Source organism: Bacillus sp. FSL K6-1145 (assembly GCF_038003425.1).
Lineage (GTDB): Bacteria > Bacillota > Bacilli > Bacillales > Bacillaceae > Bacillus > Bacillus pumilus.
Genome location: NZ_JBBOPC010000001.1, coordinates 2,259,977 through 2,285,717 on the forward strand (window position 1 = coordinate 2,259,977; position 25,741 = coordinate 2,285,717).

The following is a 25,741-nucleotide window of genomic DNA, read 5'->3' on the forward strand; positions in this document are numbered from 1 at the left end:
AAAAGCCGATACTCTAATGTATCGGCTTTTTTGATGGAGCAAGCTTCCCTTCTGTCATGAGGAAATGGTACAGCGCTCCCTTCATGCCTGCCTGATTCAAGTAATAGCACGTTTCCACCTTCACTTGAATGTTTTTCCACGCAGGTAGAGTATGTAAATGTTTCTCAATATTTGATAGCAAATCTGGTCTGGCACTAACGCCCCCACCAATGAGGATTTTCTCAGGATTAAGGACAGTTGCTACATTGTAAATACCAATGGCGATTCGCTTGTACCACTGATCCACTAGCTTTTCAATGGACGGATCATGCTTTGCCTTTTCAAAAATGGCTTGACCGTCTATTTGCGTGCTTTGCGGAATTCCTTGCTTTTCTTTATAGCTGCGAATTAAACCAGCTGTTGAAGCACTGCTGTTGAGTGTTGTAAATTGTCCATTGTCTGTCTCTGTCAGCATCATGCCAAATTCACCGCCGCGGAAGGAAGCCCCGCGTACAAGCTGACCGCCAGCGAAAATACCACCGCCAACACCTGTGCCAAGCGTCATACAAATAAAACTGTCACACTCTTTCGCATGGCCACTGTATTTTTCTGCAAGAGCTGCACAGTTCGCATCATTTTCGACTTCAACACGAAGAGAGGTTTTCTCTTCTAAAAGAGTTTTTACATTTTGACCATTTAAGGCAATGATGGCTCCTGCAAATTCTGTATAACCTGTTTCACTGTCCACAAAGCCCGGAAGACTAATCGCGATTCCGCTAACATCCGACGTTCTCTGATATTGTTTGACCACATCCGCCATCGCTTCTAAAAACGGTTCAAGCTGGCGGCAGTTCGTTTCATAGTCACCGCTCGTGACCAGCTCCCCATCCCGATTCATTAATCCATGTTTTGTTCTCGTCCCGCCTACATCAAACACGACATAATACGCCACTTTTGACCCTCCCTTTACTCCAAAAGACACAAATTTCTTCAGTACCTTGTTCTCATTTTAATGAAACAGCCGCCCTTTGTAAAACGTTTTCAAAAAGACAAGAGAAAAAGCCAGCTCTGCGGCTGGCTGTTTTATGAGTGAACTTCCTTCGGTTCGCAGGAAGGACACGTTCCGTATATTTCGAATTTATGTCCGCTAATGTGATAATCCTCTAGATCGGCGTCTAACTTGTCCATAGGGCAGGCATCGATCTCCTTTGTTTTACCGCATGTCAGACAAATAAAATGATGGTGGTGATGAGAAAAGGAACATTTAAAACGAAAAAGCTTCTCACCTGACAATTCCGTTGTTTCTAATATACCTAAGTCTTCATATAGCGACAGGTTTCGGTAAATCGTATCAAAGCTAAGACCCGGGTAGTCTTCACTTAGTGCCGTCAGCACATTTTTAGCAGTCAAATATTTATCAGAATCAGAAAACAGTTGAAGCATGTCTTCACGTTTGCTTGTATACTTGTAGCCTTTTTCCTTTAATAAATCAAGCGCTTCTTGTACGTTCATGATGATTCCCCCTTTTGAATTTTCCAATAAAAATACATCCGATTAAAATCAAAATGGACAGCATCACAATGGTTCCGCCTGGCGCTAAATCTAGATAATAGCTTAAGATCAATCCCGCCAATACAGACAATTCACCGAACAAGATCGAAAGGAAAATCGCCTGTTTGAACCCTTTGGCAATGCGGATACTTGCCGCAACAGGAAGTGTCATGAGCGCAGAGACAAGTAGTGTACCTACGATACGCATCGATGCCGCAATGACAAGTGCGACAACTAAGATAAAAATAAAATGAATCCATTTCGCTGAAATACCAGAAGCCTTTGCATGCTCTTCATCAAAAGAAAGTAAAAATAATTCTTTATATAAAAGCACGACAACTAACACTACAACGAGTGAGATCCCAACAACAATCCAAAGATCTAATCTCGACACCGCACTGACACTTCCGAACAAATAACTAAACAAATCTGTATTAAAGCCATTCGCTAGTGAAATGAAGATGACGGAAATCCCGATACCGCCTGATAAAATAATAGGTATCGCAAGTTCCTGATAATGCTTATACACGGAACGCAGGCGTTCAATAAATAACGAACCGGCAACAGAAAACGCCATCCCTAAGTACAGCGGGCTCACCCCTGTCAAAAGGCCAAACTTTTTATCAAGGAATAAACTAGCTGCAATACCGGCAAGTGATACGTGACTGAGGGCATCTGCAATCAGCGAGAGCCTTCTCACGACGATAAATACACCAAGCAAGGGCGCAATAAAACCGATCAGCATTCCTGCGATAAACGCATTTTGTAAAAATTCATAATGAAAAAATGGAAATAGCATTATTCATGTCCCCCATGATGGTGATGATCGTGATGAATCACTTGAATGTCATGTCCGTAAAATTGAGATAACGCCTGATCATCCATTGAATCAAACGTTGCTGCATCTCCGTGGAAATGAAGTGTCTGATTTAAACAAGCCACATGGGTGACTTTATCAGAAACGGTGCCCACGTCGTGTGTGACGAGAATTAAAGACATTCCTTTTTCTTTGTTTAATGTTTCGAGCAGCTGATAAAAGCCTTCTACTGTCCGCTGGTCTACCCCAACCGTCGGTTCATCTAAAATGAGCAGCTTCGGCTGACTGACGAGCGCACGTGCAATAAAGGCACGCTGCTGCTGACCGCCTGAAAGTTCCCCGATGTTTTGGTGCTTTAAATCTTGTATCCCAACTGAACGAATGGCTTCCTCAACTTGCCATTTGTCCTGCTTGCTCATTCGTTTGAATAAACCTATTTTCGCCGTCAATCCACTTGCGACGACTTCGTAAACAGAAGCAGGGAAACCTGTATTAAAACTATTCGCCTTTTGAGAAACAAATCCAATTTGATCCCAGTCTCTAAATTTTGAAGCAGGCGTGCCAAATAGCTTTAATTCACCTTGCTGTGGTTTAATGAGCCCAAGCAGGCACTTTAATAAGGTTGTTTTACCAGATCCATTCGGTCCAACAAGTGCTAGAAAATTTCCTTCCTCGACTGTTAAATGAATGTGATCTATGACATTTCGCTGTCCATACGAGTACGAAATGTCCTTCATTTCAATAATTGGCTTTGCCATGAATCTTTCCACCTTTAATCAATATAAAAAGAATGATTACGATTTATACAACAAAAAGAAAATGGCTTTTGCCATTTTCTCTGTCCATACATACATTTCATTATATAAAAGAAAGATTAAAAAGTAAAATAAAAGCTAATGAATGGCTGTTTTGAACTTACCGCCTTTTGTTTCATGCGTATCCATAATCGTAATAAATGCTTGACTATCAATTTCAAATACAATGGATTTTAGCTTTGTGATTTCAAGTCTTGTGACAACGGCGTAGATGACATCTTTTTCTTCATCTGTATAACCGCCTTTCCCTCTCAGCTTTGTCGTTCCCCTTCCAAGTCGATGAAGAATCGCATCTGAAATTTCATCATAATAATCTGACACGATAATGACAGCTTTTGTTTCATCAAGCCCTTGAATGACAGCATCAATTGTTTTCATTGCCAAATAATATGTCATAACAGAATACATAGCCTGCTCTGGTCCGAAGACAAAGCCTGCCCAAATAAAAATGAACACATTGACGATCATGACAAACTCACCGACGGAGAATGGAATTTTTTTCGTTAGCAGAATGCCTAAGATCTCTGTTCCATCCATTGAGCCTCCATTTCGAATGACAAGACCCACACCAAAACCAAGTAATAGCCCGCCAAATACAGTGGCTAAGATTGGCTGATTTGTAAATGCCTCTACATGATGGAGCGAAGATTCAATCACGGCTAAGCTGACAATCCCAATCACTGTGGAAACCAGAAAGGTTTTCCCAATATGTTTGTATCCTGATATCATAAATGGAATATTCAAAATGACAACAATCGTCGCAAAATTGATGAATGGGTTATCTGTAAAGAGATAATCCAAAATAAGCGAAATGCCGATGATGCCTCCATCGATAATATTGTTTGGCACTAAAAATAATTCAATGCTGACTGCTGCGCATGTAGCTCCTACTAGAATCAGGAAAATTCTAAATATAAAATGAGGCACTGATTCCTTTCTATGCTGTTTACTATTTGCCATACGTTCTCCCCTCTACACAACTTAAATTTTCAATGAACATTTTATTCACTTTACTATTTTATCATTTCACAGGGTAAAATAAAATTTTTTGCACATTTTCCGTTTTCGCCCATACATTGTTACAGAGGGGAGGAATGGAATTGATTTTAATTCAAAAAATTGTCCTGCAACGGCTCAATCAGATCACAGCAAATGATCTGTTAAGGTATGCGAAGCAGTATGGTGTCAGTTTAACGTCAAACCAAGCTGCTGAGGTGGCCAAACTCATGAATGGGAAGAACATCAATATTTTTAATGATGCAGAGCGTAGCCGGCTTCTTAAGCAAGTAGAAGCGATTACATCTAAACAGACAGCTCAGACTGTCAATGATCTGTTTAATCAGTTTACAAGTTAAACAAAAAAGGGCCGCATTTAGCGGCACCTCATGATGTTATATGCTTTTTTACTGATTCTTAATTTTATCTAGTAAGCCTTCGTCAAATTGCTTTTCTTTTAGCATTGCAATTTCGAATTTGTAAGGTGGCTTTTTGTTCTTTTTATCTTCACCTACATAAGGCGTTTCTAAAATTTTTGGTACATCTTGAAGCTGCGGATGATGCACAATATTGTTCAGTGCATCGAAGCCAATTTCACCAAAGCCGATATTTTCATGTCGGTCTTTTCTTGCGCCTTGTACGTTTTTACTGTCATTAATATGAAGAACCTTGATTCGGTCAATACCGACGATTCGATCAAATTCTTCTAACACCCCATCAAAGTCAGTCACAATCGGATAACCAGCATCGTGTGTGTGACACGTATCAAAGCAGACAGAAAGTGCTTCGTTATGTGTCACTCCGTCGATAATTTGGGCAAGCTCTTCAAAGCTTCTTCCGCACTCTGATCCTTTGCCAGCCATTGTTTCAAGTGCAATTTGAACCTTTTGCCCTTTTACGATGACTTCGTTTAAACCTTCAATGATTTTTTGGATTCCTGCTTCTGGTCCTGCTCCGACATGTGCACCTGGGTGGAGAACAATCTGCCTCGCACCTAGCGCTTCTGTACGTTCAATCTCAGAGCGAAGGAAGTCCACACCAAGCTCAAAGGTCGCTGGATTGACGGTGTTCCCAATATTAATAATATATGGTGCATGCACGACTATATCTGTCATACCATGCTCTTTCATATGCGCTTGTCCAGCTTCAATATTGAGGTCTTCAATTTTTTTACGGCGCGTATTTTGCGGTGCACCTGTATAAATCATAAACGTATTCGAACCATAAGAGGCAGCTTCTTGACTCGCTGCAAGAAGCATATGTTTTCCGCTCATGGATACATGTGAACCAATCTTCAACAATGTTTCCCCCTACTTTCCATTACGCTTTGACTTTCTACGTTCCTGTCTTTTGATTTTGTCCATCTCACGTGTCATTTTCTTTTTATATCCAGGTTTGACGGCTTTCGGTTTTCTCACAAGACGCTTTGCTTTTTCTTCAATTTCATTAGGTGCTTTTTTACGTCTTTGACGCTTCAAGCGGTCATCTGCATCTCGCCATTCGCCATGAACAATGGTTTTGTTTTCAAACACAACGCCCATTTTCTCAATTTGAATGAGTGCATCCTCATCAGCAAGCTCATAAATAGTCATCGCAATTCCAGATGAACCAGCTCGAGCCGTTCGACCAACACGGTGAACATAAAAATCAAGATCAGATGGAAGTTCATAGTTGATCACATGGCTGACACCTTTAATATCAATTCCGCGGGCTGCAAGGTCAGATGCCACAATATAAGTGAACTCTAAATCATCAATTTGTTTCATCACTTTTTTACGTTCGCGCGGCGTTAATCCACCATGAAGCACTCCAACTTTCATTCCTTTTTCTTGTAGGAATGATGCGATTTCATCAACGGTTGTTTTTGTATTGGCAAAAATGATACCTAAATAAGGCTGTACATTCGTCACCATTTCATGGAGCAATTTTAGCTTGTCGCGCTGTTTAGATGGGACTAAAATATGCTGGATGTTTTCAGCTGTAATCCGTTTTGGTTCAACATGGGCATATTTTGGATTGTCCATATATTTTTTCAGGAATGGCTTTAGTTTTTCTGGAATCGTTGCTGAGAACACAAGCATTTGCAGCTGCTCTGGCATTTGTGAACCAATACGGTCCACATCTTCTAAAAAGCCCATATCCAGCATTAAATCCGCTTCATCAATGACAAGAGATGTCGCTTTGTAAACATTCAGCGCCTGCTCATGAATGAGGTCCGCAATACGTCCAGGTGTGCCGACAACCAAATGCGGCTGTTTTTTTAGCTTTTGAATGGATTTCTGCTTGTCCGTTCCGCCAATGTAAAGCTTTGCTTTAATTTCTTCTTCTGGAGAGGCCTTCTTTAAGATCGTTTGGGCTTCTTTGAAAATTTGATTGGCTAATTCTCTTGTAGGTGCAGTAATCACGACTTGTACGTGCTCTTTGCTTGGATCAATTGAATGAATAAGCGGCAATAAGTACGCGTGGGTTTTCCCTGTTCCTGTTTGTGATTGACCAATCACGCTTTCTCCTTTTAACACAGCAGGGATGATTCTTTTTTGAATATCAGTTGGCTCATAAAAGCCCAGTTCATGAATAGCATCTATTATAAAAGACTTTAATTCATATGTCGTAAATTTTGTTTCGTTCATGTTTTCACTCCTTAAGGCAATGCCTTTTTGCTCATCTCCTCATTATAGCTGATTTTCAGCAAAAAAACCATGTCCGCTTTTCTTACAGGAAACCAATTGATGCTTCCTTGCATAACCTATGATTAGAAAGAGAATGCAGTAAGGGAGGTACAAGTATGTTAGGGCAAAGGCCTATGGGCGATTTTCAGCCGCACCGTCCCTCACGCCGGCATCTTGGAAATGGCGGACAGCCCGGAATTTTTCAAAGGAGGCAGCAGGCTCCTATCGAACAGCCTTTTCAAGGGCAAGGCAATCAATTTCAGCAAATGATGCCTCGCTCCCCGTCTGTACAGGGAGGCGGTGTACGCGGAATGGGCGGAATTCCAGGAGGCGAAAGCCGTGCACTAGGCGGCGGAGCAGGAATGAAAGGCTTGCTCTCTAAATTTCTTCCTGGCGCAGGGGGAGCAGGGGTTTCTGGAGGTGGTGCGGGATTACAAGGAATCCAGAGCTTCGCAAATCCTGCAACCCTCTCAAGCATGTTGGGAAATGTTCAAAAGGTGCTCGGAATGGCGCAGCAATTTACGCCAATGATTCAGCAATACGGTCCTTTAGTCAGAAATTTGCCTGCGATGATTAAGCTGTACAGCCAGCTTGGCAGTGCAGATGATGATGAAACAAGTACAGATGAAGAACCTAAAGAAATCGGCGAGGAAACAGAAGTGCAAAAAGAGGTTGCATCAGGAGATGATGAAATAGAAGAAAACGAAGAACCAGAGGACATCCTCGTCAAAAAAGCAGCTCCTCACACATCACCTGCTCCTGAAGCAAAACCGAAAAAAAGACCTGGCAGCTCTGTTCCAAAACTATATGTCTAGTGATCTTTTAACGGCGAAGTGTCCCCTGCGTATAACAATCTTTGATATATACGCTTACTTTGGCTATAATGGAAGCTAGAGAATGATAAAAAGCCGTTTTTCCACGGCTTTTTATATTGTTCTTCTCTAGCAGCACTTCCCTACAGGAGGACGAATAAATGAATGTAATTAAAATTTCGCCGCGTGGCTATTGCTATGGCGTTGTAGATGCAATGGTCATTGCTAAAAATGCCGCACTTGATAAAAACTTGCCACGCCCAATTTATATATTAGGTATGATTGTGCACAACAAACACGTGACAGATGCCTTCGAAGAAGATGGGATCTACACACTGGACGGCCCAAACCGCTTGGACATTTTAAAGCAGGTTGAAAGCGGAACAGTTATTTTCACTGCTCACGGCGTTTCACCTGAGGTTCGTCAAATTGCAGAAGAAAAAGGTCTTGTCGCCATTGATGCAACCTGTCCCGATGTAACGAAAACACATGAACTCATTTCAGAGAAAACAGCCGATGGGTATGACATTATTTATATCGGAAAAAAAGGTCATCCTGAGCCAGAGGGAGCTGTCGGAGTAGCCCCTGACAAGGTGCATCTTGTCGAATCAGAAGCGGACATTGAGGCGCTCGATTTAACATCAGATAAATTGCTTATCACCAATCAGACAACGATGTCTCAGTGGGATGTCCACGATCTGATGGAGCTCATAAAAGAGAAATATCCTCACGTCGAGTACCATCAAGAAATTTGTCTTGCGACACAAGTACGTCAGGAAGCTGTATCTCAGCAAGCTGGCCAAGCCGATCTTACCATTGTTGTCGGCGATCCAAAAAGTAATAACTCCAACCGTCTGGCACAAGTGTCAATGGAGATTGCTGGAACGCAGGCTTACCGTATTGGTGACCTAAGTGAGCTCAAGCTGGAGTGGCTGCAAGGCGTAAATACCGTTGCCATTACTGCTGGCGCTTCTACACCAACGCCTATTACAAAAGAAGTGATCCGTTTCTTAGAAAACTACGAGCCGGATGATGAATCAACTTGGAAGATTGAACGATCGGTTCCTCTTTCGAAAATACTACCGCGCGTGAAAACAAAGAAATAAATAAACGTCAGAGCTTCTATGCTCTGACGTTTTTTGTTTACATAAATTGAAATGGATTTGTGTTTGATTCAGAAACAAAGAGCTGTACATCATACTTTTTCTCTGAACATAGCGATTGAAGCTTCGACTTTACGCCCTCTTTCATCATCTTTTCTGCATAATGCCCTGGGTCCACTACGTTCAGCCCGAGCATCATGGCATCATGGGCGACATGGAAATAAAGATCCCCTGTCACATACACATCAGCACCCATTCTTTTTGCTTGATGAATGTATTTATTTCCGTCTCCGCCAAGCACAGCTACTTTTTTCACAACAGCGTCCTGATCACCTACAAAGCGAGCACCATTTACATCCAGCTTTGTCTTCACAAATCGCGCGAAGTCTCCAAGGGTCATAGGCTCTCTTAGCTCCCCTATACGGCCAAGCCCTTTTTGAATAGGAGGAAGGTCTGTCGTGTGTACACTATAAGCGACTTCTTCATAAGGATGTGCTTTGATCATTTCACGAATGACTTGTTTTTCAATACTTGCCGGGAAAATGGTTTCAATCCGTACTTCTTTAACAAATTCCAATTGACCGGTCTCACCAATGAACGGGTCCGCATCTTCTGATGGCAAAAAGCTGCCTGTCCCTTCATTTGAAAACGCACAATGGCTGTAGTTGCCAATATGGCCGGCGCCCGCATTTCCTAAAGCTGTCCGGATGGCTTCTTCAAATTCCTGCGGGACATAGAGGGCAAGCTGTTTGATTTGATCTTCATATGTCGGGACTAACACACTTGTTTCTTCAAGCTCTAAAGCCTCCGCAAGCAAGTCATTGACTCCTCCATCAGCCACATCTAAATTCGTATGTGCCACATATACTGCAATATCATGTTTGATGCATTTCTCAATGATTCGTCCAGCTGGCTGATCTGTCGCTACATGTTTTAACGGACGGAAGATCGGCGGATGGTGAGCAATCATGAGATCCACATTTTTTTCGATCGCCTCATCTACCACATTCTCTAGTACATCTAAGGTGATCATGACATTGTTTACCTTTTTATTTAACGTCCCAATCTGGAGACCGATTTTGTCTCCTTCCATGGCATATGCCTTTGGTGAAAATTGTTCAAATAATTGGATGATTTCATGTCCGTTTACTGTTTTAGCCAACAGTCAAAACCTCCTTTAGAATCTTTATTTTTACATGCAGCTCTTCAAGACGCTCCTTGTTCTCTTCTGTTCGCGCTGCCTGCTGAATTTGACTTTCTATCTTCTCCATATGCTGGAGCTCTTGCATCCACTTGCGCCGGAAGACGTCATTTTGCTCTTTCGCAAGAAACGGACCAACTAGCATGCCTGTTTCAATTGACATCCCTTCATAGGCTTTATCTTTGTCGCCTTTTTCGGCGATGATGATTTCGTATATTTTGCCATCCTCTTCTAAAATGACTTCACCCATCAATTCATACCCCTCTTGATAGAGCCATAAACGAATGTGGTGAGCATGGATATTCGGCTGAAGAATAAGCCTTTCATGGCCTGTGAGCTTATGCTTGCCGTCATGTAAAATGCTTGCGATGAGTGCTCCGCCCATACCTGCAATCGTTACAGCATTCACTTCGCCCTTTTCAATGACTTCAAGACCATTACCTTTTCTGACCGAGATCTGGTCATCTAATTCAAGTCTATGTACTTGCTGCTTCGCCGATTGAAGCGGTCCTTCTGTAATTTCACCAGCCACCGCTTTTACTGCTTTTTGATGCAGGATTGCATAGCACGGCAAATAGGCATGATCTGAGCCGATATCAGCAAAGACAGCCTCATGTGGTAAAAAGTCTGCGACTCTTTTTAATCGTTTTGATAAATTCATTTCATTCATACGTATCACTACTTTTCTTTAATGTTCATACTTGTCTATCTTATATAAATTATGGACTTTTTAAAAGTCGTTTTCAAATGAAAAAAGCTCTTCTGATCAAAAAGAGCTTTTTGCGTAACATTATTTAATTTTGGATACCCATTCTGACATTTCATCGAGCTTTTCATTCGGGATTAGCCCGCCTGGCATCCCGTTGCCGCCTTCTTGAATTTTCTTCTTAATGTCTGCTACTTCAAGCTTGTCTCCAACACCTTTTAATGCAGGACCAGCACCGCCTTCATAGTTTTCCCCGTGACAACTCAGACAGTTTTGCTTATACAATTCTTCCGGCGTCGCATTCGCTGTTTCTTCTTGCTTTTGCTCCTCGCCTCCAGAGGCGATTTTGTCTTCATCTTTCAGCCCCTTCATTGATAAGAAAAAAGTGAGTCCAATACCTAAAATGGCAATCAATAAAAATGGTATAAGTGGATTCCGTTTCATTTCTTTCATCCTCCCCTTTGTGAAAACCCCTTTAAGACTATACAAACAATTCTAATTCTACTTTAATTTTACAAAAAGTAAACGAATTATGATACAAAACTTTGGTCAAGTTCACAGATTAGACAAAAATGATGCAAAGATGAGAAATGAAGCCTTCAGCACATTTTGATGTATTTTTTATACATCTTTTCTCTAAGAACGTTGCAAATTTATTATTTATTCAGTAAAATATAATCAGATTGAAAAAAGCGTTTTCATTTTTGATGAAGAAAGAACGGATCTCTTTCAAGATCCGTCCAGTTTCTACTCTAAGAAGTCTTTTAATCGTTTACTTCTGCTTGGGTGTCTTAATTTACGCAGAGCTTTCGCTTCAATTTGGCGGATACGCTCTCTTGTGACGCCGAACACCTTTCCAACCTCTTCTAACGTACGTGTTCTTCCGTCATCTAGTCCGAAACGTAGTCTCAGTACATTTTCTTCACGGTCCGTTAGCGTGTCTAGTACATCTTCAAGCTGCTCTTTTAACAATTCGTATGCAGCATGGTCAGATGGAGATGTCGCCTCTTGGTCTTCAATAAAATCACCAAGGTGCGAGTCATCTTCTTCACCAATAGGTGTTTCTAAAGATACTGGCTCTTGTGCAATTTTAAGAATTTCTCTAACCTTTTCTGGCGTTAAATCCATGTCTTCAGCAATTTCCTCTGGCGTTGGTTCTCTGCCTAGGTCTTGCAGAAGCTGTCTTTGAACACGGATCAATTTATTAATGGTTTCGACCATATGAACCGGGATCCTGATTGTTCTTGCCTGATCGGCAATCGCACGCGTGATCGCCTGTCTAATCCACCAAGTCGCATATGTTGAGAATTTGTATCCTTTGCGGTAATCAAATTTCTCAACTGCCTTCATAAGACCCATGTTTCCTTCTTGAATCAAGTCAAGGAACAGCATACCACGTCCGACGTAGCGTTTCGCGATGCTGACAACGAGACGAAGGTTTGCTTCCGCTAATCTTCTTTTTGATTCCTCATCGCCTTCTTCGATCTTTTGAGCATACGTAATTTCTTCTTTAGCAGATAACAAATTGACGCGTCCGATTTCTTTTAAGTACATACGAACAGGATCATTAATTTTGACACCTGGTGGTACGCTTAAATCATTTAGGTCAAATTCTTCTTCTGCTTTAGCCAGCTGCTGAACATTTGGGTCTTCTGTCTCTTCGTTTTCACTAATGAGCTCTACACCCTGTTCGCCTAAATATTCATAGTATTCATCCATTTGGTCTGATTCAATTTCAAAGCTAGACATACGCTCTGCAATTTCTTCGTATGTTAAAACGCCCCGTTTTTTACCCGTTTCAGTGAGCTTATCTCTCACCTGTTCAAAGGTTAATTCAGTTTCGGTTTCGTGGGCTTGTTTATCAGCCATTATGGATCCCTCCTTCCAAAGCTTGCAACGAATTCTAAAGTAACTTGCGATTTGCTTCCGCTCTGCTTTTCTCTCTTTATCAAACAGATGAGCAAATAGGAATAAAATAAAAAATGATGAAGGCAAGATGCTTGCGGTCTTATGCTCCTCCCGTAAAGGATTCATTGCCAGCCGTAAGTCTTGTCATAAATATTAGACGTATTACTTCAGCGAACGGTTCAACTGAACAATTTCTTTTGCAAGTGTTGCCGCTTTGAAGAAATCTTTTTGCCTCTCCGCTTCTGCACGTTCTAGTTCTTTTTCCTTTATCATTGACAAATTCCGATGATTCAACACTTTTTTTACATAATCACTTAATTCAGCTTCACTTAGTTCGTCTCCAACTTGAATCATGAATATATCCGTCAGAAGCTGATTGATGATATCATCTTCTATACGGTTCATCAGGTGCTGCGGCGTTGGTTCTTTGCCTTCTTCATACAAAGCATAAATGTACGTGGCCAGCGCCCTGTGAGAATCTATATTAAATTCAATCCCTACTCTGTCAAGTACTTTTCGGATCACGTCATCGCTTTTTAACATATGAGCAAGCAGCATTCGCTCCGCATTTTCATATGCTGGCCGCAGACGCTTTCTTCGTACCTGTGTTGACAGATGTGCACGCCGTTTTTCAAGCCCGCTTTCTTCCTGCGTGCTTTTGGCTTCTTGACGCTGCTGTTTTTCAAACAGCTCCAGTTGTTCCTTTAATGAATCAAGTGAGATCGAGAACTCTCCAGCAAGCTGTTTCATGTAAATCTCTTGTTCCAAGGAACCGTTTAATCGGCTAATTTCTCGGAGTACCTGCTTCATATAAGTAAGCCGGTCTCCTTCATCAGATAAATTCTTTCCCCTACGGAAAAAGTTCATCTTAAAAGTCATTAATGTCACACTTGCATCTATGATGTCATTCCTAAATTTCTCGCCACCATATTTACGAATGTAATCATCTGGATCAAGTCCATCTGGTATCATGGCAACGCGAACTTTACATCCTCTTTTTCCAAGCAAATCTGATGCTTTCATGGTGGCTTCATAACCGGCCGTGTCAGAGTCATAGCAAAGAATGATCTCTTCTACGTTCCGTCTGAGAAGTTTTACGTGCTCTTCTGTTAGAGACGTACCCATTGTTGCAACACTTTCGCCGACACCTGATGTGACAGCTGAAATGACGTCAGCAAATCCTTCGAAAAGAACCGCCCGTTCGCGTTTTCGAATATGCATACGCGCGTCATGAAAGTGATAAAGCAGCTTACTTTTATGAAAAAGTGGCGTTTCAGGACTATTCATATACTTAGGCTGCTGATCACCAAGCGATCTTCCGGAAAAAGCGATGACTGTCCCGTGATGATCATGAATGGGAAACATCACACGATCCCTAAAGCGGTCAAAAAAGCCTGTTCCGTTTTCACGTTGAATCAAAAGACCGGCCTTCTCCATCATCGCAGGATCAAACCCTCGCTTTTCTAAAAACTTGGTCACGAAATCCCAAGAGTCAAGAGCATATCCGATCTCAAACTTGGCAATTGTTTCATCTGTAAAGCCTCTCGCCCGTAAATAATCGAGTGCATTTTGACCTTCCTTTGTATTTACCAGCAAATGGTGGTAAAATTTCTTAAGAAGCTCGTGCGCTTCAATCATTTTATGATCTGCAGTGTCCTCTTGCTGTGAGGAGCTGATCTGAGCATTTGCTACATGATCAGGCAAATCAATATGGTACTTATCAGCAACATGTGAAACGGCTTCAATAAATGAGTAGCCTTCCATTTGTCTGAGGAACGAAAATACATTACCTCCTGCACCACAGCCAAAACAATGGAAGATTTGCTTATCTGCTGAAACAGAGAATGAAGGAGTATTTTCACCATGGAATGGACAAAGACCGAAATAATTTCGACCTTGCTTTCTAAGCTGTACGTATTCTCCAATCACTTCGACAATGTCTGCGTTTTTTTGGATTTGCTCCAAAAGTTCATCTGGTATACGTTTGCTCATCCTAATAACACTCCGTCGTACATTATTCGCCTTTTAATTCAAAAATCCTTCATGATTCGACAGGATTTTTTGTAGTTGCGTAATAAATCGCTTTTTATCCTCTTCTAAAAGCTTTTTGGGACCTTTTCCATATACACCTTTTCTTCGCTGTTTACTGGAAACATGTCTGCGTTCCAAATCAAAATCAATTGTTTCGTTTGTGTACATCCGTCCTCTTTCAGACAGTACAATGACCTGTCTTGGAAGCAGTAAGGAGGCAAGACCAATGTCTTGGGTGACGACAATATCATGCGCTGAAGCTGAGTTCGCAATGACTAAATCCGCTGCTTCCTTATGTGTATCTACAAACCGCCAATCTTCAAGTGGAGATCTTTTGGTTTGAAAATGCTCATATGAAGCAATGAACGTCACAGGTACTTGAAATTGAGATGCGACAGAAAGGATTTCGTCTTTTACAGGACAAGCATCTGCATCGACATAAATCGTCCTCTCTTGTTTATGTTCATTCAGGTGACTAATTCTCCATCCCTCCACCTTATTCCTGCTTTAGAGAAGCAAAAAGACCATACTTTTCCCCCATATAGCAAACAACAGTAAAACTCATTTTGTCGAAAAGTTATGTTCAGAATCACTTGACTTCTGCCAATATTAGTTTATTCGTTCTTGACTTAACTTAAACCTAAAATCAATCATTTTATCACAATTTTTTATTATAATACAAATGCAGCAAATATGCCATTGTTTTTGTTTACCCGTTTCCCACCATAGGAAAAACCCAGGAGGAGCATCCTGAGTTTATTCGGAACCTCTTTTGGTCAGCATTTGATGAATGACATTTGCCGTTTCTTCAACTGCTTTATTCGATACATCAACAACTTGACAGTTAATGCGGTCCACCACTTTTTCAAAATACTCTAGCTCTTCTTTAATCCGTTCAATGTTCGCATAAATCGCGCGATCATTTAAACCTAGAGATTTCAAACGCTCTTTACGAATATGATTTAGTTTGTCTGGACTGATTTTCAGACCGATGCATTTCTTTGGATCAACTGAAAATAACTCCTCTGGCGGATCTACTTCAGGAACAATTGGAACGTTTGCTACCTTCAGCCGTTTATGCGCCAAGTATTGAGATAGTGGTGTCTTAGATGTGCGTGATACACCGATGAGCACAATATCAGCCTTTAGAATGCCTCTTGGGTCTCTGCCGTCATCATACTTCACTGCGAACTCAATGGCTTCAACCTTTTTAAAATAGTCCTCATCTAATTGACGTACACGCCCCGGCTCATGTTTCGCTTCATTTCCATAAGCAGTCTCCATTTTATCGATCAGTGGTCCGATGATGTCATAATAAACGACTCCGTTTGCTTCTGCCTCTTCAATTAAGAATTGGCGCATTTCTGGCACAACAAGAGTAAAGCAGACGATTCCGTTATCTGCTTTCGCCAGTGAAATGACTTCTTTAATCGTACCGACATCCTCTACATACGGGATTCTTCTGATATTTGAATGGTCTGATGAGCCGCCATCAAATTGGCTAAGTGCCGCTTTGACTACGAGCTCTGCCGTTTCTCCTACTGAATCTGATACCACAAAAATTACGCGATTACTCATAACATCCCCTCGCAGTCTTCTGTAATTAGATTATTTCATTCTCCGATAAGTTAACAAGTATTTTCGTCATGTTTGTTTTTGTAATTCTGCCGACCACTTCAAAGCCTTTATCCGTATCTTTTATAACAGGAAGTGCGTCTATCTGCTTTTCAATCAAGTGCTTCGCCACACCCATAATGAAATCTTCCTTGCGGCAAACGGTGATGTTCGGCATTCTTGTCATAATGATATGGACAGGGATCGATGGAAGCTCCTGTTTTCCAATACTTGCGCGAAGGAGGTCTTTCCTTGACAACACGCCTGTTAAAATAGAGTGATCGTCCACAACGAATAATGTGCCCACATCCTCTAAAAACATCGTACAAATCGCATCATAAACTGAAACATTCTCATGTATCACCACTGGAATGGATTGAAAATCTTTCACTTGAAGTTTTTTCAGCTTATCTGCTAGAAGCTGCGTACCTGTTTTTCCTGTGAAAAAGTAGCCGACCCTTGGTCTTGCTTCTAAAAAGCCTGACATCGTTAATATGGCTAAATCCGGTCTGAGGGTCGCCCTAGTTAAGTTCAGCCGATCGGCGATATGCTCTCCAGTGATCGGACCATTCTCTTTGACAATCTGTAAAATCTGCTCTTGCCGTTTATTTAACTCGATTGTACTCACCACCTTTAAATAGAGAGAGCGAATCTTTACTTTATGTATATCATTTTCATAACTCATCATATTATAGCGCATCTTTGTCCGAATGAAACAAAAATCCACTCAAAAACCGTGAATTAAATGAGTAAAAAACGATTGCCCTTCAAAAAAGGCAACCGTTCTTAGGTATTTATTTTACTATTAAATTGTTCATATTCGCAAATGATTGAATGACTTTTGCTAGTTTAACCATTTGTGCCAAACGATTTCGCTTCAGCTTTTCATCATCTGCATGAACCATTGTGTGATCGAAATAATGAACAATCGGTGTTTTTAACGTATCAAGCGCCTCAAGTGCTGCGCTGTATTGCCCTGCTGCTACATGTTCCTTGACAGCTGTCTCTACTTGCTGATACGCCTCATATAGCTTTTGCTCATGCTCATTTTCAAACAGCTCAGGCTGAATTTCTGCGTCTTCCCCTTTTTTACTGATTGAAATGACGCGTCCTAATGCTTCTGCTGTTTCTTTGAAGCTTTCTTGTTTCACGCTCTCTTCAAGAACAGCTGCTTTTTTCACGACTGCATAAGGTTCAATATTTTCAACATCCAGTACTGCATCGACAACATCATGACGGATATGCTCTGCTTGAAGGACATATTTTAAACGGTGTGTTAAAAATTCAATGAGAGCCGTTTCATGTGCTGCTTCTACTTGAGCAAGTGCCAAAAGCTCTTTGAATGAGATGTTCCAATGACGATCAAGCAGAATTTGAACGATACCGCTCGCTTGTCTTCTTAGTCCATAAGGATCTTGAGAGCCCGTTGGAATGACATCAATTGAGAAGAAGGAACAAATAGAATCCAGCTTATCGGCTACTGCCACAATCGCACCAATTAAAGTGGAAGGCGCCTCATCACCGGCAAAGCGCGGCATATAGTGCTCATTGATGCTCTTTGCCACTTCTTCATGTTCACCAAGTGCTTTTGCATATTTCTCGCCCATGATTCCTTGTAATTCTGGGAATTCATAGACCATTTGAGTCACAAGATCAAATTTCGAAATACTTGCGGCTCTTGCCACACGCTCTGTCGTTTCGTCATCTGCACCGACATGCGCTGCTAGACGCGTCGCAATGTCTGTCACTCTCTTGAGCTTGTCGCCAATTGTGCCAAGTTTCTCATGGAATACAACCTTATCAAGCTTTTTAATATTGTCTTCAATGACTAGTTTTTCGTCTTCTTTATAGAAGAAGGCAGCATCTGATAAACGGGCACGAAGTACTTTTTCGTTCCCTCTTGCGACATTTTCAAGCGCCTCACTGTTTCCATTTCTCACCGTAATGAAGTGAGGCAATAATTCACCTTGCTCATTTTTCACAGGGAAATAGCGCTGATGCTCTTTCATTGTCGTTACCAATACTTCTTCCGGCAATGCAAGGAATTCTTTTTCAAAGGAACCAGATAGTACCGTTGGGTATTCTACAAGATTGTTGACCTCTTCTAGAAGCTCAGGATCAACAGGTATCACCCAGCCTTTTTCTGAAGATAGAGCATTTAGCTGCTCGATAATGGATTGTTTTCTTTTATCTGAATCTGCAATGACAAATTGATCACGCAATGTTTGCTCATAAGAAGCAGGCGAGTCGATGGTGGCTGCCTTACCAAGGAAACGGTGTCCCCTTGTCTCGCAGCCGCTTTTCACCCCAGCAATGTGAGCAGGTACAATCTCCTCTCCAAATAAACAAACAATCCATTTAATCGGACGGATGTAGCGTAAATCTTTGCTTCCCCATCTCATGTTCTTTGGAAAACTTAATGAAGCGGCGATCTCACCTAATGCTGGCAGAAGATCTTTAACTTGCTTTCCTTCTTGAAACTTCTGGACATGGACATAATCTACTCCTTTGATCTCTTTAAAATAGAGATCATCTGTTGAAGCACCTTGTCCGCGGGCAAAGCCTTCCGCTGCTTTTGTCCAATTGCCTTCCGCATCTTGTGCGATCTTTTTAGCCGGACCTTTTGCTTCTTCTTTGATGTCTTCTTGTTTTTCTGCGACACCTTTCACAAGTACAGCAAGACGTCTTGGTGAGTTAAATAGAGCAACATCTTCAAATGAAATGTTTTGCTCTTCAAACCACACTTTTACTTTCTCGCCTAGCTGCTTTGTGCTTTCTGGCATGAAACGAGCCGGCATCTCTTCTAAGCCGATTTCGAGTAATACATCTTGTTTATTCATGAGAAGCCGCCTCCTCTTTTAGCATAGGGAATCCCAATTTTTCTCGTTCTTCATAATATGTTTTGGCTACTTTTCTTGCTAACTGGCGCACTCTTCCGATATAACCAGTTCGCTCAGTAACAGAAATTGCGCCCTTTGCATCGAGCAGGTTAAACGTATGAGAGCATTTGAGCACATAATCGTATGCCGGGTGAACAAGCCCTTTGTCCATTTGGCTATGCGCTTCTTTCTCATAGGTTGTAAATAAATCAAACAGCATATCAGTATTAGATGTTTCAAATGTATAAACAGAATGCTCATATTCAGCCATTAAGAATAAATCTCTCACCGTAAATCCGTCAGTCCATTCAAGATCGAAGACATTTTCTTTGTCTTGGATGTAGGAAGCAAGACGTTCAATACCGTATGTGATTTCAACGGAAACGGGCTTACATTCTAAGCCGCCGACTTGCTGGAAATACGTGAATTGGGTGATTTCCATCCCATCAAGCCATACTTCCCAACCAAGCCCTGCACAGCCAAGAGATGGGTTTTCCCAGTTGTCTTCTACAAAACGAATATCATGTTTCAGCGGGTCAATACCAAGCGCTTTCAAAGATTCAAGATACAGTTCTTGAATATTGTCAGGTGACGGCTTAATGATTACTTGGAATTGATGATGCTGATACAATCTATTTGGGTTTTCTCCATATCTGCCATCAGCCGGGCGTCTTGAAGGCTCTACATACGCTACCTTCCATGGCTCTGGACCAATGCTTCGCAGGAACGTGTATGGACTCATCGTTCCGGCACCTTTTTCTGTGTCATACGCCTGCATTAATACGCAGCCTTCATTTGACCAATGCTTTTGCAGCGTCAAAATCATGTCTTGAATATTCAATGATCGCACCTCCATCTTTTCTACACCATCCGCTATGTATGGCGGGTGGGTCTAGAACCCCGCAAAAGAACACAAAAACTCCCGTCTCTATGCTCGCAAGGCTCCTTGCAAACATAGGGACGAGAGTTTTTCCCGCGGTTCCACCCTATTTGCTGGTATCGTAGCATCCAGCCGCTTTGTTTTACGTTGCTCAAGAATGCCTTTCGTTACGCCTCCATCCTTAGCTCACACCGCCCTAAGGTCGCTTTTATGGATTTTGCGCAAGTACTTCTTTCTGTCAATGCAACATATTTTATCTTAGATGATCTTACAAAAAGTTATGGAAGATGTCAACTTTTGTTTTCCCCGCCCATGAGCTTTTTCATGGATTCCATCTGATTCATGAATTTTTTTGATTTCAAATAAAGGCCTGAATACTCTTCATAGTAGTGATCGAGCACTTGACGAATTTCTTGTTTCGTCTGCGGTTTCACATCAACCTGACCGAGCCTTGATAAATCAAAATAATGAAATAAACGGAGCAGCCTTGCAGCTGCTGGAGATAAGGGCATTTTATACGGATCTTTAGAAAAGCAATTTTGGCAAATAAAGCCGTTGTCTCTAATCGAGAAATGAAACTGCCCTTCTTTTTGACCACAGTGGACACATTGATCCAGTTCGGGCTTCATTCCCATCACTGATAACATTTTGACCTCTACGATAAATAAGATAATATCAGCATCTGTGCCTTCATTCAGATGACGCAAAGATTGAAGCAGGAGCTCAAACAAATAAGGGTTTGGCTTTTTTTCTTCTGTACCTTTATCGAGTAACTCTGTCATATATGCGGCATATGCGGTCAAAAATAAATCCTCCCGAATGGTTCGCATACTTTCAATCATTTCGCCTTGCTGGAGCGTTCCAAGTCCTGTTGATGATTGGATCAGGAAGGTTCCGTATAAAAACGGCTGGCTTATGGCTGACAGGCGGCTGTTTGATTTTTTTGCGCCTCTTGCCATCACACCAATTTTCCCATGTTCTCTAGTGAGCAGCGTGACAATTTTGTTTGTTTCGCCATAATCTGTTGTTCTAAGGACGATTCCTTCACTTTTAATGAGCATTTGTCTACACTCCGAGCATTGGAGGGGGTCAAGAATTATAAGATTGGAAAATCAAATCGTGCTATCTCTTCTTCAAGTACATCGGGTCTTTCCAGGTTCTCCTTTTCTAACTCTTTGAAAAGCAGATACGTGTCAACGCTTCCTGTTTGTGAAAATACGTTCCATGTAAAATTCAACATAAAAACCCCACCTTTCTTTATTAGAAGCAGCAACGCTACATCCAACATATTAATTATATCTTGACCAGGCTACCTCCATTTCATGATAAACAATTTTTACTAATCGAACCGCACCATTGTCAGATTTTATGACAACAGCAGCAATTTTTTAATATTCGTCGTCTCTAAATCCGAAGTCACGAAGGTGAGTGGATTTATTACGCCAGTCCTTCTGAACCTTTACCCAAAGCTCCAGATACACTTTTGAACCGAGAAGTGCTTCAATATCTCTGCGCGCTTTTTGTCCCACTTCTTTTAATAAGCTGCCTCGTTTCCCAATAACAATCCCTTTTTGTGAATCACGTTCTACGACAATGGTCGCCGCCACATGGATCTTGCCATTTTCATCTGGCTTAATGGATTCGATCGCCACTGCAATGCTGTGCGGGATCTCTTCTCTTGTTAAATGCAGCACTTTTTCACGAATTAATTCAGAAATAATAAACCGCTCTGGATGATCTGTTACTTGATCTGCTGGATAAAATTGCGGGCCCTCAGGAAGATAACCTTCAACCTGCTGAAGAAGCGTGTCAATGTTGTTTCCTTCAAGAGCTGAAATTGGCACAATTTCCTTAAATGGATAACGTGTGCGGTATTCATCAATTAAAAGGAACAGCTCATCTGGGTGAATTTGGTCGATTTTATTGACGACTAGGAATACCGGTGTAGATGTTTGCTTGAGTCGTTCAATGATGAATTCATCACCCTTGCCATAGCCTTCCTTTGCATTGATCATAAACAAGATCAGGTCGACTTCCTTCAGTGTATTTGTAGCTACTTTCATCATAAAATCACCAAGCTTATGCTTAGGTTTATGAATCCCTGGTGTATCGATAAAGATCGTTTGTGACGTGTTTGTTGTTAAGACACCTTGCACTTTGTTTCGTGTCGTTTGGGGCTTATCACTCATGATGGCGATCTTTTGTCCAATCACACGATTAAGAAAGGTTGATTTTCCTACATTTGGTCTTCCAATAATGGATACAAATCCTGATTTGAAGCTTTCGTTAGTCATTTAAATCCTCCGGTGAAAATGCGCCTGGCAATAGTTCGTTTACTGTTGTTTCGTATATTTGTCCTTTTAAGTTCGTTAGAATCACTGGCATGTCAGGTGCACATAGCTCTGAAATAACCTGTCTGCATGCGCCGCACGGCGAAACAGGCCGGTCTGTATCAGCCACTACCGCTAGCATTTGAAACGATGTGATGCCTTCTGAATAGGCTTTAAAAAGTGCTGTTCTTTCCGCACAATTACACATACCATATGCTGCATTTTCAATGTTGCAGCCGCCATACACTTTTCCATCGTTCGACAACAATGCTGCACCGACTTTGAATTTTGAATAGGGTACATATGCAAAATCTCTTGCTTTAACTGCTTCTGAAATCAACTCTTGTTTGTTCATTCCTAGTTCCCACTTTCAGAAGAAATGGACCCACTGTCACATTTATATTTTACATAATTCACGTGACATTTTCACGCCCATTTCTAAAAATGTTAATAAATAGTAATATTGTTCTATTGCATGATCTTCGGTAAGAAGATCATCAACCCAATCATAACCGAAATCGCGGCGTAAACGCAAACAGCGCCTGCTGCGGCGTCTTTCGCTTTCTCAGCAAGCGGGTGCCTCTCTTCTGTCATAAGGTCCACTGTATGTTCAATGGCTGTATTGACAAGTTCAAGGGCAAACATCCCCCCGCATAAAAGCAAAACGATCATCCATTCGAATGGTTCAATGTGAAACCAAAAGCCGCAGATCACCACGATGATGGCTGCGACTGTATGAAATCGAAAATTCCGTTCATTCAAGAAAGTTCGCCATATTCCTCTAAATGCATAATAAAAGCTCCGAAAAAAACGGGCAAGCGGCCTTCTTTTCTTACGAAGATCTTGAAAGGCCATAATCATCCAAGATCTTTGTCTGTTTGGCGAACATTTCTTTTTCATCTTCCTCTGTCATATGATCAAACCCGAGCAAATGCAGGAACCCATGAATGGTGAGAAATCCAAGCTCTCTCATAAAGGAATGTCCATATTCCTCTGCCTGCTCTTTCGTACGGTCCACACTAATGATGATGTCACCGAGTACAGGCGGAATATCATCAGCACCAATGATTTCAATTTCCCCTTCTCCTTCTTCTTCGAGTGCAAAGGAGATCACATCCGTGGGTGCGTCTTTTCCGCGGTATTCTTTATTAATTTGATGAATCTCTTCATTCGAAACGATCGTCACTGATACCTCCGCTTGATCTTTGACCTCAAGGGCATCAGCAGCGAACTGAAGAAGCTTTTCCACTTCTTCAAGCTGCTCTTTTGATACTTGTCCTGTTTCATCTATTAAATCGATTAACAATGTCATTTACTTCACCTTCTGCTTTGGGGCATCTGGATATTCAATCCGAGAATGGAAAATCCCCTTTAATGTTGTACAAATCGTTTGACTAATAATATTTAACTCTTTAAATGTCAGATCACATTCGCTAAATTGCCCATCCTGCATTTTATCGGAAATAATGCCTTTGACGAGCTTTTCGATCCGCTCTGGATTTGGATTATGCATCGATCGTACCGCCGCTTCCACGCTGTCCGCTACAGAAATAATCGCCGCTTCTTTTGATTGCGGTTTTGGCCCAGGATAACGGAATTCTTCTTCTGTCACCTGATCATCACGCTCTTTTGCCTTATAGTAAAAGAACTTTAACAGCGACTTCCCGTGATGCTGTTCGGCAATATCGACAAGCTCTTCAGGAAACTTCTTTTCTCTCAGCATATCAGCTCCATCTGTCGTATGGGCAATAATGATATTTTTACTTAGCTGAGGAGAAAGCTTGTCGTGCGGATTATCAATATTCATTTGGTTTTCGATAAAGTATTGCGGTCTTTTCGTTTTCCCAATGTCGTGATAATAAGCGCCGACCCTTGCTAAAAGACCGTTTGCTCCGACTGCTTCACATGCAGCATCCGCTAAATTTGCCACCATGACACTATGATGATATGTACCTGGTGTCTCTGTTAAAATCTTTTTAAGCAGCGGATGGTTTGGGTTTGATAGTTCAATCAGCTTCATTGTTGAAAGAATGCCGAACATACTCTCAAACACAGGCATTAGCCCAATGACTAAAATAGATGATGCAAACCCTGACACAATCGCCATCATAAGGTTCACACCGATTTCAAGTCCTGATGGTGAGGAGTTTTGAATCAGCGTAATGGATAGAACCACAAGGACATTCACCAAAGCGACCGAAAGCCCTGCCTGCAATATTTTTGAACGTGCATTATGCTTTCTCAAAAATAAAATGCCCGCCATCCCGCTCACAAGGTAATAAGCGCAGATCACATAGTTAAAGACGCCGGTTACTCCTTGATTAAACATCATACTGCCGCAAAGAGCAAATACAAGGCCAGAGAAGATCGCTAGCCGCTCATTGATAAGAAGCTTGATCAGCATCGTGCCAAGCGCCACTGGCACCACATAACCTATCGTCGTATACTTCGTTTCCTGGAAGAGACTGAATACTTCCATGATAACTAAAATAATGGTGAAAATGAGCGAGTAGAGAAGCAACGACTTATTCTTATGAACAAGCGATTTTTTCCTCGATTCAAGTGAATGAATAATCGCTGCTAAGAATAGACCAATCAAGATCATAAGACCGCTTACAGGTTTAATCAAATTGGAGCTATTTAAGAGCCCTGTCAGTTCTAATTTACGATACACTTCTCGGTCGATAAGTTCTCCTTCTTCGACTAAGATTTGCCCTTGCTTAATTTGAACCGGCTGTATATTATCAGCGGCTTCTTGCCTTTTCTTCTCTGTCGCCACTGGATCAAATACATAGTTTGGAATGATCGCAAATTCACCGATTTCTTTCGCCGCATTTAAGTATTTGGATGGAATTGAGTTATTTTCAAGCTCTGTTTTCACTTGTTTTTTCTCATCTTGTAATTTCGCTGCTGTGATTTCTTTACTCATCAGTGAATTCACCACTGTGATGATGGAATCCTTAGTAAAAGAGAGATTTTCGTCACTTGCCTGAAGCAGTGCTTTGATGGATTGGTCTGAAACAGCCTCCTGCATATCTGATGTGAGTTTTTCTTTGACACGCTTGACCATTTCTTTATCTGATGGTGGATTTTCTTTTTCATCAGCTGCTTTCTTCTCTTCTTTAATGGCTTCGAAAAGGGAGGAGATGAGGTCAACACGATTGTCAGAATACGCTTTTTTGAGTGTATATTGATCCTCTACTTGATCTGTTGCTTCTTGCTTCTTTTCTTCTGTCGCTTCTTGATCATCGACGGTTGATGGAGAATAGATGGTCTGTTCGCTCACTGAAAATAAATCTAAGTCGAGCGATTCAGGCTTTACATGGAAGAAGAGCACCACGAATAGAATGGCTGCTAAACCAGCGTATAGCAAAACATTTAAATAACGTGAGCGCTCCATTTTCTGAGGTTCTTTTTTAGACAGCAGTCTTTTGCGCTTACTGTCTTTCT

The 25,741-nt window shown here is 41.5% G+C and carries 27 protein-coding genes; 3 read left to right on the top strand and 24 right to left on the bottom strand.

Features of this window, described 5'->3' with window-relative positions; translation table 11 throughout:
- Positions 1–13 precede the first annotated feature (13 nt).
- The 5 genes from MHH41_RS11400 to MHH41_RS11420 form a co-directional block, all read right to left on the bottom strand.
- A complete protein-coding gene (locus MHH41_RS11400; RefSeq protein WP_340866369.1) occupies positions 14–931 on the bottom strand; it encodes an ROK family protein in 918 nt (305 codons plus the stop codon).
- Positions 932–1,062: 131 nt separating this feature from the next.
- Positions 1,063–1,491, bottom strand: coding sequence for a Fur family transcriptional regulator (locus MHH41_RS11405; protein WP_003217433.1), 429 nt, complete (start codon positions 1,489–1,491; stop codon positions 1,063–1,065).
- Complete coding sequence (locus tag MHH41_RS11410) at positions 1,469–2,329, bottom strand: metal ABC transporter permease (RefSeq protein ID WP_003217436.1); 861 nt, start codon at positions 2,327–2,329, stop codon at positions 1,469–1,471. Before MHH41_RS11410 ends, MHH41_RS11405 begins: the two co-directional genes overlap by 23 nt.
- Positions 2,329–3,105, bottom strand: a complete 777-nt coding sequence (locus tag MHH41_RS11415; RefSeq protein ID WP_050943751.1) for a metal ABC transporter ATP-binding protein — start codon at positions 3,103–3,105, stop codon at positions 2,329–2,331. The genes MHH41_RS11410 and MHH41_RS11415 overlap by 1 nt, the downstream gene beginning before the upstream one ends.
- 135 nt (positions 3,106–3,240) lie before the next feature.
- Complete coding sequence (locus MHH41_RS11420) at positions 3,241–4,122, bottom strand: YitT family protein (protein ID WP_003217308.1); 882 nt, start codon at positions 4,120–4,122, stop codon at positions 3,241–3,243.
- A gap of 140 nt (positions 4,123–4,262) precedes the next feature.
- On the opposite strand from MHH41_RS11420, the gene MHH41_RS11425 reads away from it, so the two are divergent.
- Positions 4,263–4,517 (top strand): DUF2624 domain-containing protein, encoded by a 255-nt coding sequence (locus tag MHH41_RS11425; RefSeq protein WP_003217420.1) that lies wholly within the window; start codon positions 4,263–4,265, stop codon positions 4,515–4,517.
- 48 nt (positions 4,518–4,565) lie between these two features.
- On the opposite strand, the gene MHH41_RS11430 is transcribed toward MHH41_RS11425, so the two are convergent.
- Positions 4,566–5,459 (bottom strand): deoxyribonuclease IV, encoded by an 894-nt coding sequence (locus MHH41_RS11430; protein WP_113387151.1) that lies wholly within the window; start codon positions 5,457–5,459, stop codon positions 4,566–4,568.
- Between the two features lie 9 nt (positions 5,460–5,468).
- Positions 5,469–6,788 carry a DEAD/DEAH box helicase gene (locus tag MHH41_RS11435; protein ID WP_340866370.1) on the bottom strand — a complete coding sequence of 440 codons (1,320 nt, stop codon included), beginning with the start codon at positions 6,786–6,788 and terminating at the stop codon, positions 5,469–5,471.
- A 155-nt stretch (positions 6,789–6,943) separates the two neighbouring features.
- Between MHH41_RS11435 and vrrA the strand changes: the two genes are divergently transcribed.
- Together vrrA and MHH41_RS11445 are read left to right on the top strand one after the other, a co-directional pair.
- Positions 6,944–7,642 (top strand): VrrA/YqfQ family protein, encoded by a 699-nt coding sequence (gene vrrA, locus MHH41_RS11440; RefSeq protein WP_106029137.1) that lies wholly within the window; start codon positions 6,944–6,946, stop codon positions 7,640–7,642.
- A gap of 158 nt (positions 7,643–7,800) precedes the next feature.
- Entirely contained in the window at positions 7,801–8,745 is a 945-nt protein-coding gene (locus tag MHH41_RS11445) for a 4-hydroxy-3-methylbut-2-enyl diphosphate reductase (RefSeq protein WP_003217509.1), read from the top strand.
- A 37-nt stretch (positions 8,746–8,782) separates the two neighbouring features.
- Here MHH41_RS11445 and MHH41_RS11450 read toward each other — a convergent pair whose 3' ends face one another.
- From MHH41_RS11450 to MHH41_RS11530, 17 genes are all read right to left on the bottom strand, one after another.
- The gene (locus MHH41_RS11450) at positions 8,783–9,904 is read right to left on the bottom strand and encodes a Nif3-like dinuclear metal center hexameric protein (protein WP_340866371.1); all 1,122 of its coding nucleotides are present in this window, start codon (positions 9,902–9,904) and stop codon (positions 8,783–8,785) included.
- The gene (locus MHH41_RS11455; protein ID WP_106029136.1) at positions 9,897–10,613 is read right to left on the bottom strand and encodes a tRNA (adenine(22)-N(1))-methyltransferase; all 717 of its coding nucleotides are present in this window, start codon (positions 10,611–10,613) and stop codon (positions 9,897–9,899) included. The genes MHH41_RS11450 and MHH41_RS11455 overlap by 8 nt, the downstream gene beginning before the upstream one ends.
- Positions 10,614–10,733: 120 nt before the next feature.
- Positions 10,734–11,093, bottom strand: coding sequence for a cytochrome c550 (gene cccA, locus MHH41_RS11460; RefSeq protein ID WP_003217503.1), 360 nt, complete (start codon positions 11,091–11,093; stop codon positions 10,734–10,736).
- A 303-nt stretch (positions 11,094–11,396) separates the two neighbouring features.
- On the bottom strand, positions 11,397–12,518 hold the full coding sequence (rpoD, locus tag MHH41_RS11465) for an RNA polymerase sigma factor RpoD (RefSeq protein WP_008342392.1): 1,122 nt from the start codon (positions 12,516–12,518) through the stop codon (positions 11,397–11,399).
- Between the two features lie 201 nt (positions 12,519–12,719).
- Complete coding sequence (gene dnaG / locus MHH41_RS11470) at positions 12,720–14,549, bottom strand: DNA primase (RefSeq protein ID WP_050943746.1); 1,830 nt, start codon at positions 14,547–14,549, stop codon at positions 12,720–12,722.
- Positions 14,550–14,582: 33 nt separating this feature from the next.
- The gene (locus tag MHH41_RS11475; protein WP_003217513.1) at positions 14,583–15,083 is read right to left on the bottom strand and encodes a YaiI/YqxD family protein; all 501 of its coding nucleotides are present in this window, start codon (positions 15,081–15,083) and stop codon (positions 14,583–14,585) included.
- A gap of 261 nt (positions 15,084–15,344) precedes the next feature.
- A complete protein-coding gene (locus MHH41_RS11480) occupies positions 15,345–16,166 on the bottom strand; it encodes a pyruvate, water dikinase regulatory protein (protein ID WP_008342399.1) in 822 nt (273 codons plus the stop codon).
- 25 nt (positions 16,167–16,191) lie between these two features.
- Positions 16,192–16,830 carry a helix-turn-helix transcriptional regulator gene (locus tag MHH41_RS11485; protein WP_034620854.1) on the bottom strand — a complete coding sequence of 213 codons (639 nt, stop codon included), beginning with the start codon at positions 16,828–16,830 and terminating at the stop codon, positions 16,192–16,194.
- 166 nt (positions 16,831–16,996) lie between these two features.
- Positions 16,997–19,042 carry a glycine--tRNA ligase subunit beta gene (glyS, locus tag MHH41_RS11490; RefSeq protein ID WP_340866373.1) on the bottom strand — a complete coding sequence of 682 codons (2,046 nt, stop codon included), beginning with the start codon at positions 19,040–19,042 and terminating at the stop codon, positions 16,997–16,999.
- Complete coding sequence (glyQ, locus tag MHH41_RS11495) at positions 19,035–19,922, bottom strand: glycine--tRNA ligase subunit alpha (protein WP_003217487.1); 888 nt, start codon at positions 19,920–19,922, stop codon at positions 19,035–19,037. Before glyQ ends, glyS begins: the two co-directional genes overlap by 8 nt.
- Positions 19,923–20,251: 329 nt before the next feature.
- The gene (gene recO / locus MHH41_RS11500; protein ID WP_113387154.1) at positions 20,252–21,022 is read right to left on the bottom strand and encodes a DNA repair protein RecO; all 771 of its coding nucleotides are present in this window, start codon (positions 21,020–21,022) and stop codon (positions 20,252–20,254) included.
- 35 nt (positions 21,023–21,057) lie between these two features.
- On the bottom strand, positions 21,058–21,201 hold the full coding sequence (locus MHH41_RS11505; RefSeq protein WP_003217288.1) for a YqzL family protein: 144 nt from the start codon (positions 21,199–21,201) through the stop codon (positions 21,058–21,060).
- A gap of 148 nt (positions 21,202–21,349) precedes the next feature.
- Positions 21,350–22,255: a GTPase Era gene (era, locus tag MHH41_RS11510; protein ID WP_003217394.1), complete on the bottom strand. Its 906-nt coding sequence runs from the start codon at positions 22,253–22,255 to the stop codon at positions 21,350–21,352.
- On the bottom strand, positions 22,248–22,646 hold the full coding sequence (locus tag MHH41_RS11515) for a cytidine deaminase (protein ID WP_003217296.1): 399 nt from the start codon (positions 22,644–22,646) through the stop codon (positions 22,248–22,250). The genes era and MHH41_RS11515 overlap by 8 nt, the downstream gene beginning before the upstream one ends.
- 113 nt (positions 22,647–22,759) lie before the next feature.
- Complete coding sequence (locus MHH41_RS11520) at positions 22,760–23,146, bottom strand: diacylglycerol kinase family protein (RefSeq protein WP_003217363.1); 387 nt, start codon at positions 23,144–23,146, stop codon at positions 22,760–22,762.
- Entirely contained in the window at positions 23,124–23,603 is a 480-nt protein-coding gene (gene ybeY / locus MHH41_RS11525) for an rRNA maturation RNase YbeY (protein ID WP_012010615.1), read from the bottom strand. Before ybeY ends, MHH41_RS11520 begins: the two co-directional genes overlap by 23 nt.
- Positions 23,604–25,715, bottom strand: coding sequence for an HD family phosphohydrolase (locus MHH41_RS11530; protein ID WP_374726557.1), 2,112 nt, complete (start codon positions 25,713–25,715; stop codon positions 23,604–23,606).
- Positions 25,716–25,741 lie beyond the last annotated feature (26 nt).

What these genes read in the sequence shown, in the direction of transcription:
- vrrA (WP_106029137.1), top strand. Translation starts at nt 6,944, where the DNA reads ATGTTAGGGCAAAGGCCTATGGGCGATTTTCAGCCGCACCGTCCCTCA.
- MHH41_RS11445 (WP_003217509.1), top strand. Translation starts at nt 7,801, where the DNA reads ATGAATGTAATTAAAATTTCGCCGCGTGGCTATTGCTATGGCGTTGTA.
- dnaG (WP_050943746.1), bottom strand. Translation starts at nt 14,549, where the DNA reads ATGAGCAAACGTATACCAGATGAACTTTTGGAGCAAATCCAAAAAAAC.
- rpoD (WP_008342392.1), bottom strand. Translation starts at nt 12,518, where the DNA reads ATGGCTGATAAACAAGCCCACGAAACCGAAACTGAATTAACCTTTGAA.
- era (WP_003217394.1), bottom strand. Translation starts at nt 22,255, where the DNA reads ATGACTAACGAAAGCTTCAAATCAGGATTTGTATCCATTATTGGAAGA.
- MHH41_RS11520 (WP_003217363.1), bottom strand. Translation starts at nt 23,146, where the DNA reads ATGGCCTTTCAAGATCTTCGTAAGAAAAGAAGGCCGCTTGCCCGTTTT.
- MHH41_RS11515 (WP_003217296.1), bottom strand. Translation starts at nt 22,646, where the DNA reads ATGAACAAACAAGAGTTGATTTCAGAAGCAGTTAAAGCAAGAGATTTT.
- MHH41_RS11405 (WP_003217433.1), bottom strand. Translation starts at nt 1,491, where the DNA reads ATGAACGTACAAGAAGCGCTTGATTTATTAAAGGAAAAAGGCTACAAG.
- MHH41_RS11435 (WP_340866370.1), bottom strand. Translation starts at nt 6,788, where the DNA reads ATGAACGAAACAAAATTTACGACATATGAATTAAAGTCTTTTATAATA.
- MHH41_RS11415 (WP_050943751.1), bottom strand. Translation starts at nt 3,105, where the DNA reads ATGGCAAAGCCAATTATTGAAATGAAGGACATTTCGTACTCGTATGGA.
- MHH41_RS11420 (WP_003217308.1), bottom strand. Translation starts at nt 4,122, where the DNA reads ATGGCAAATAGTAAACAGCATAGAAAGGAATCAGTGCCTCATTTTATA.
- cccA (WP_003217503.1), bottom strand. Translation starts at nt 11,093, where the DNA reads ATGAAACGGAATCCACTTATACCATTTTTATTGATTGCCATTTTAGGT.
- MHH41_RS11505 (WP_003217288.1), bottom strand. Translation starts at nt 21,201, where the DNA reads ATGTTGAATTTTACATGGAACGTATTTTCACAAACAGGAAGCGTTGAC.
- MHH41_RS11455 (WP_106029136.1), bottom strand. Translation starts at nt 10,613, where the DNA reads ATGAATGAAATGAATTTATCAAAACGATTAAAAAGAGTCGCAGACTTT.
- MHH41_RS11410 (WP_003217436.1), bottom strand. Translation starts at nt 2,329, where the DNA reads ATGCTATTTCCATTTTTTCATTATGAATTTTTACAAAATGCGTTTATC.
- MHH41_RS11480 (WP_008342399.1), bottom strand. Translation starts at nt 16,166, where the DNA reads ATGAGTAATCGCGTAATTTTTGTGGTATCAGATTCAGTAGGAGAAACG.
- glyS (WP_340866373.1), bottom strand. Translation starts at nt 19,042, where the DNA reads ATGAATAAACAAGATGTATTACTCGAAATCGGCTTAGAAGAGATGCCG.
- ybeY (WP_012010615.1), bottom strand. Translation starts at nt 23,603, where the DNA reads ATGACATTGTTAATCGATTTAATAGATGAAACAGGACAAGTATCAAAA.
- recO (WP_113387154.1), bottom strand. Translation starts at nt 21,022, where the DNA reads ATGCTCATTAAAAGTGAAGGAATCGTCCTTAGAACAACAGATTATGGC.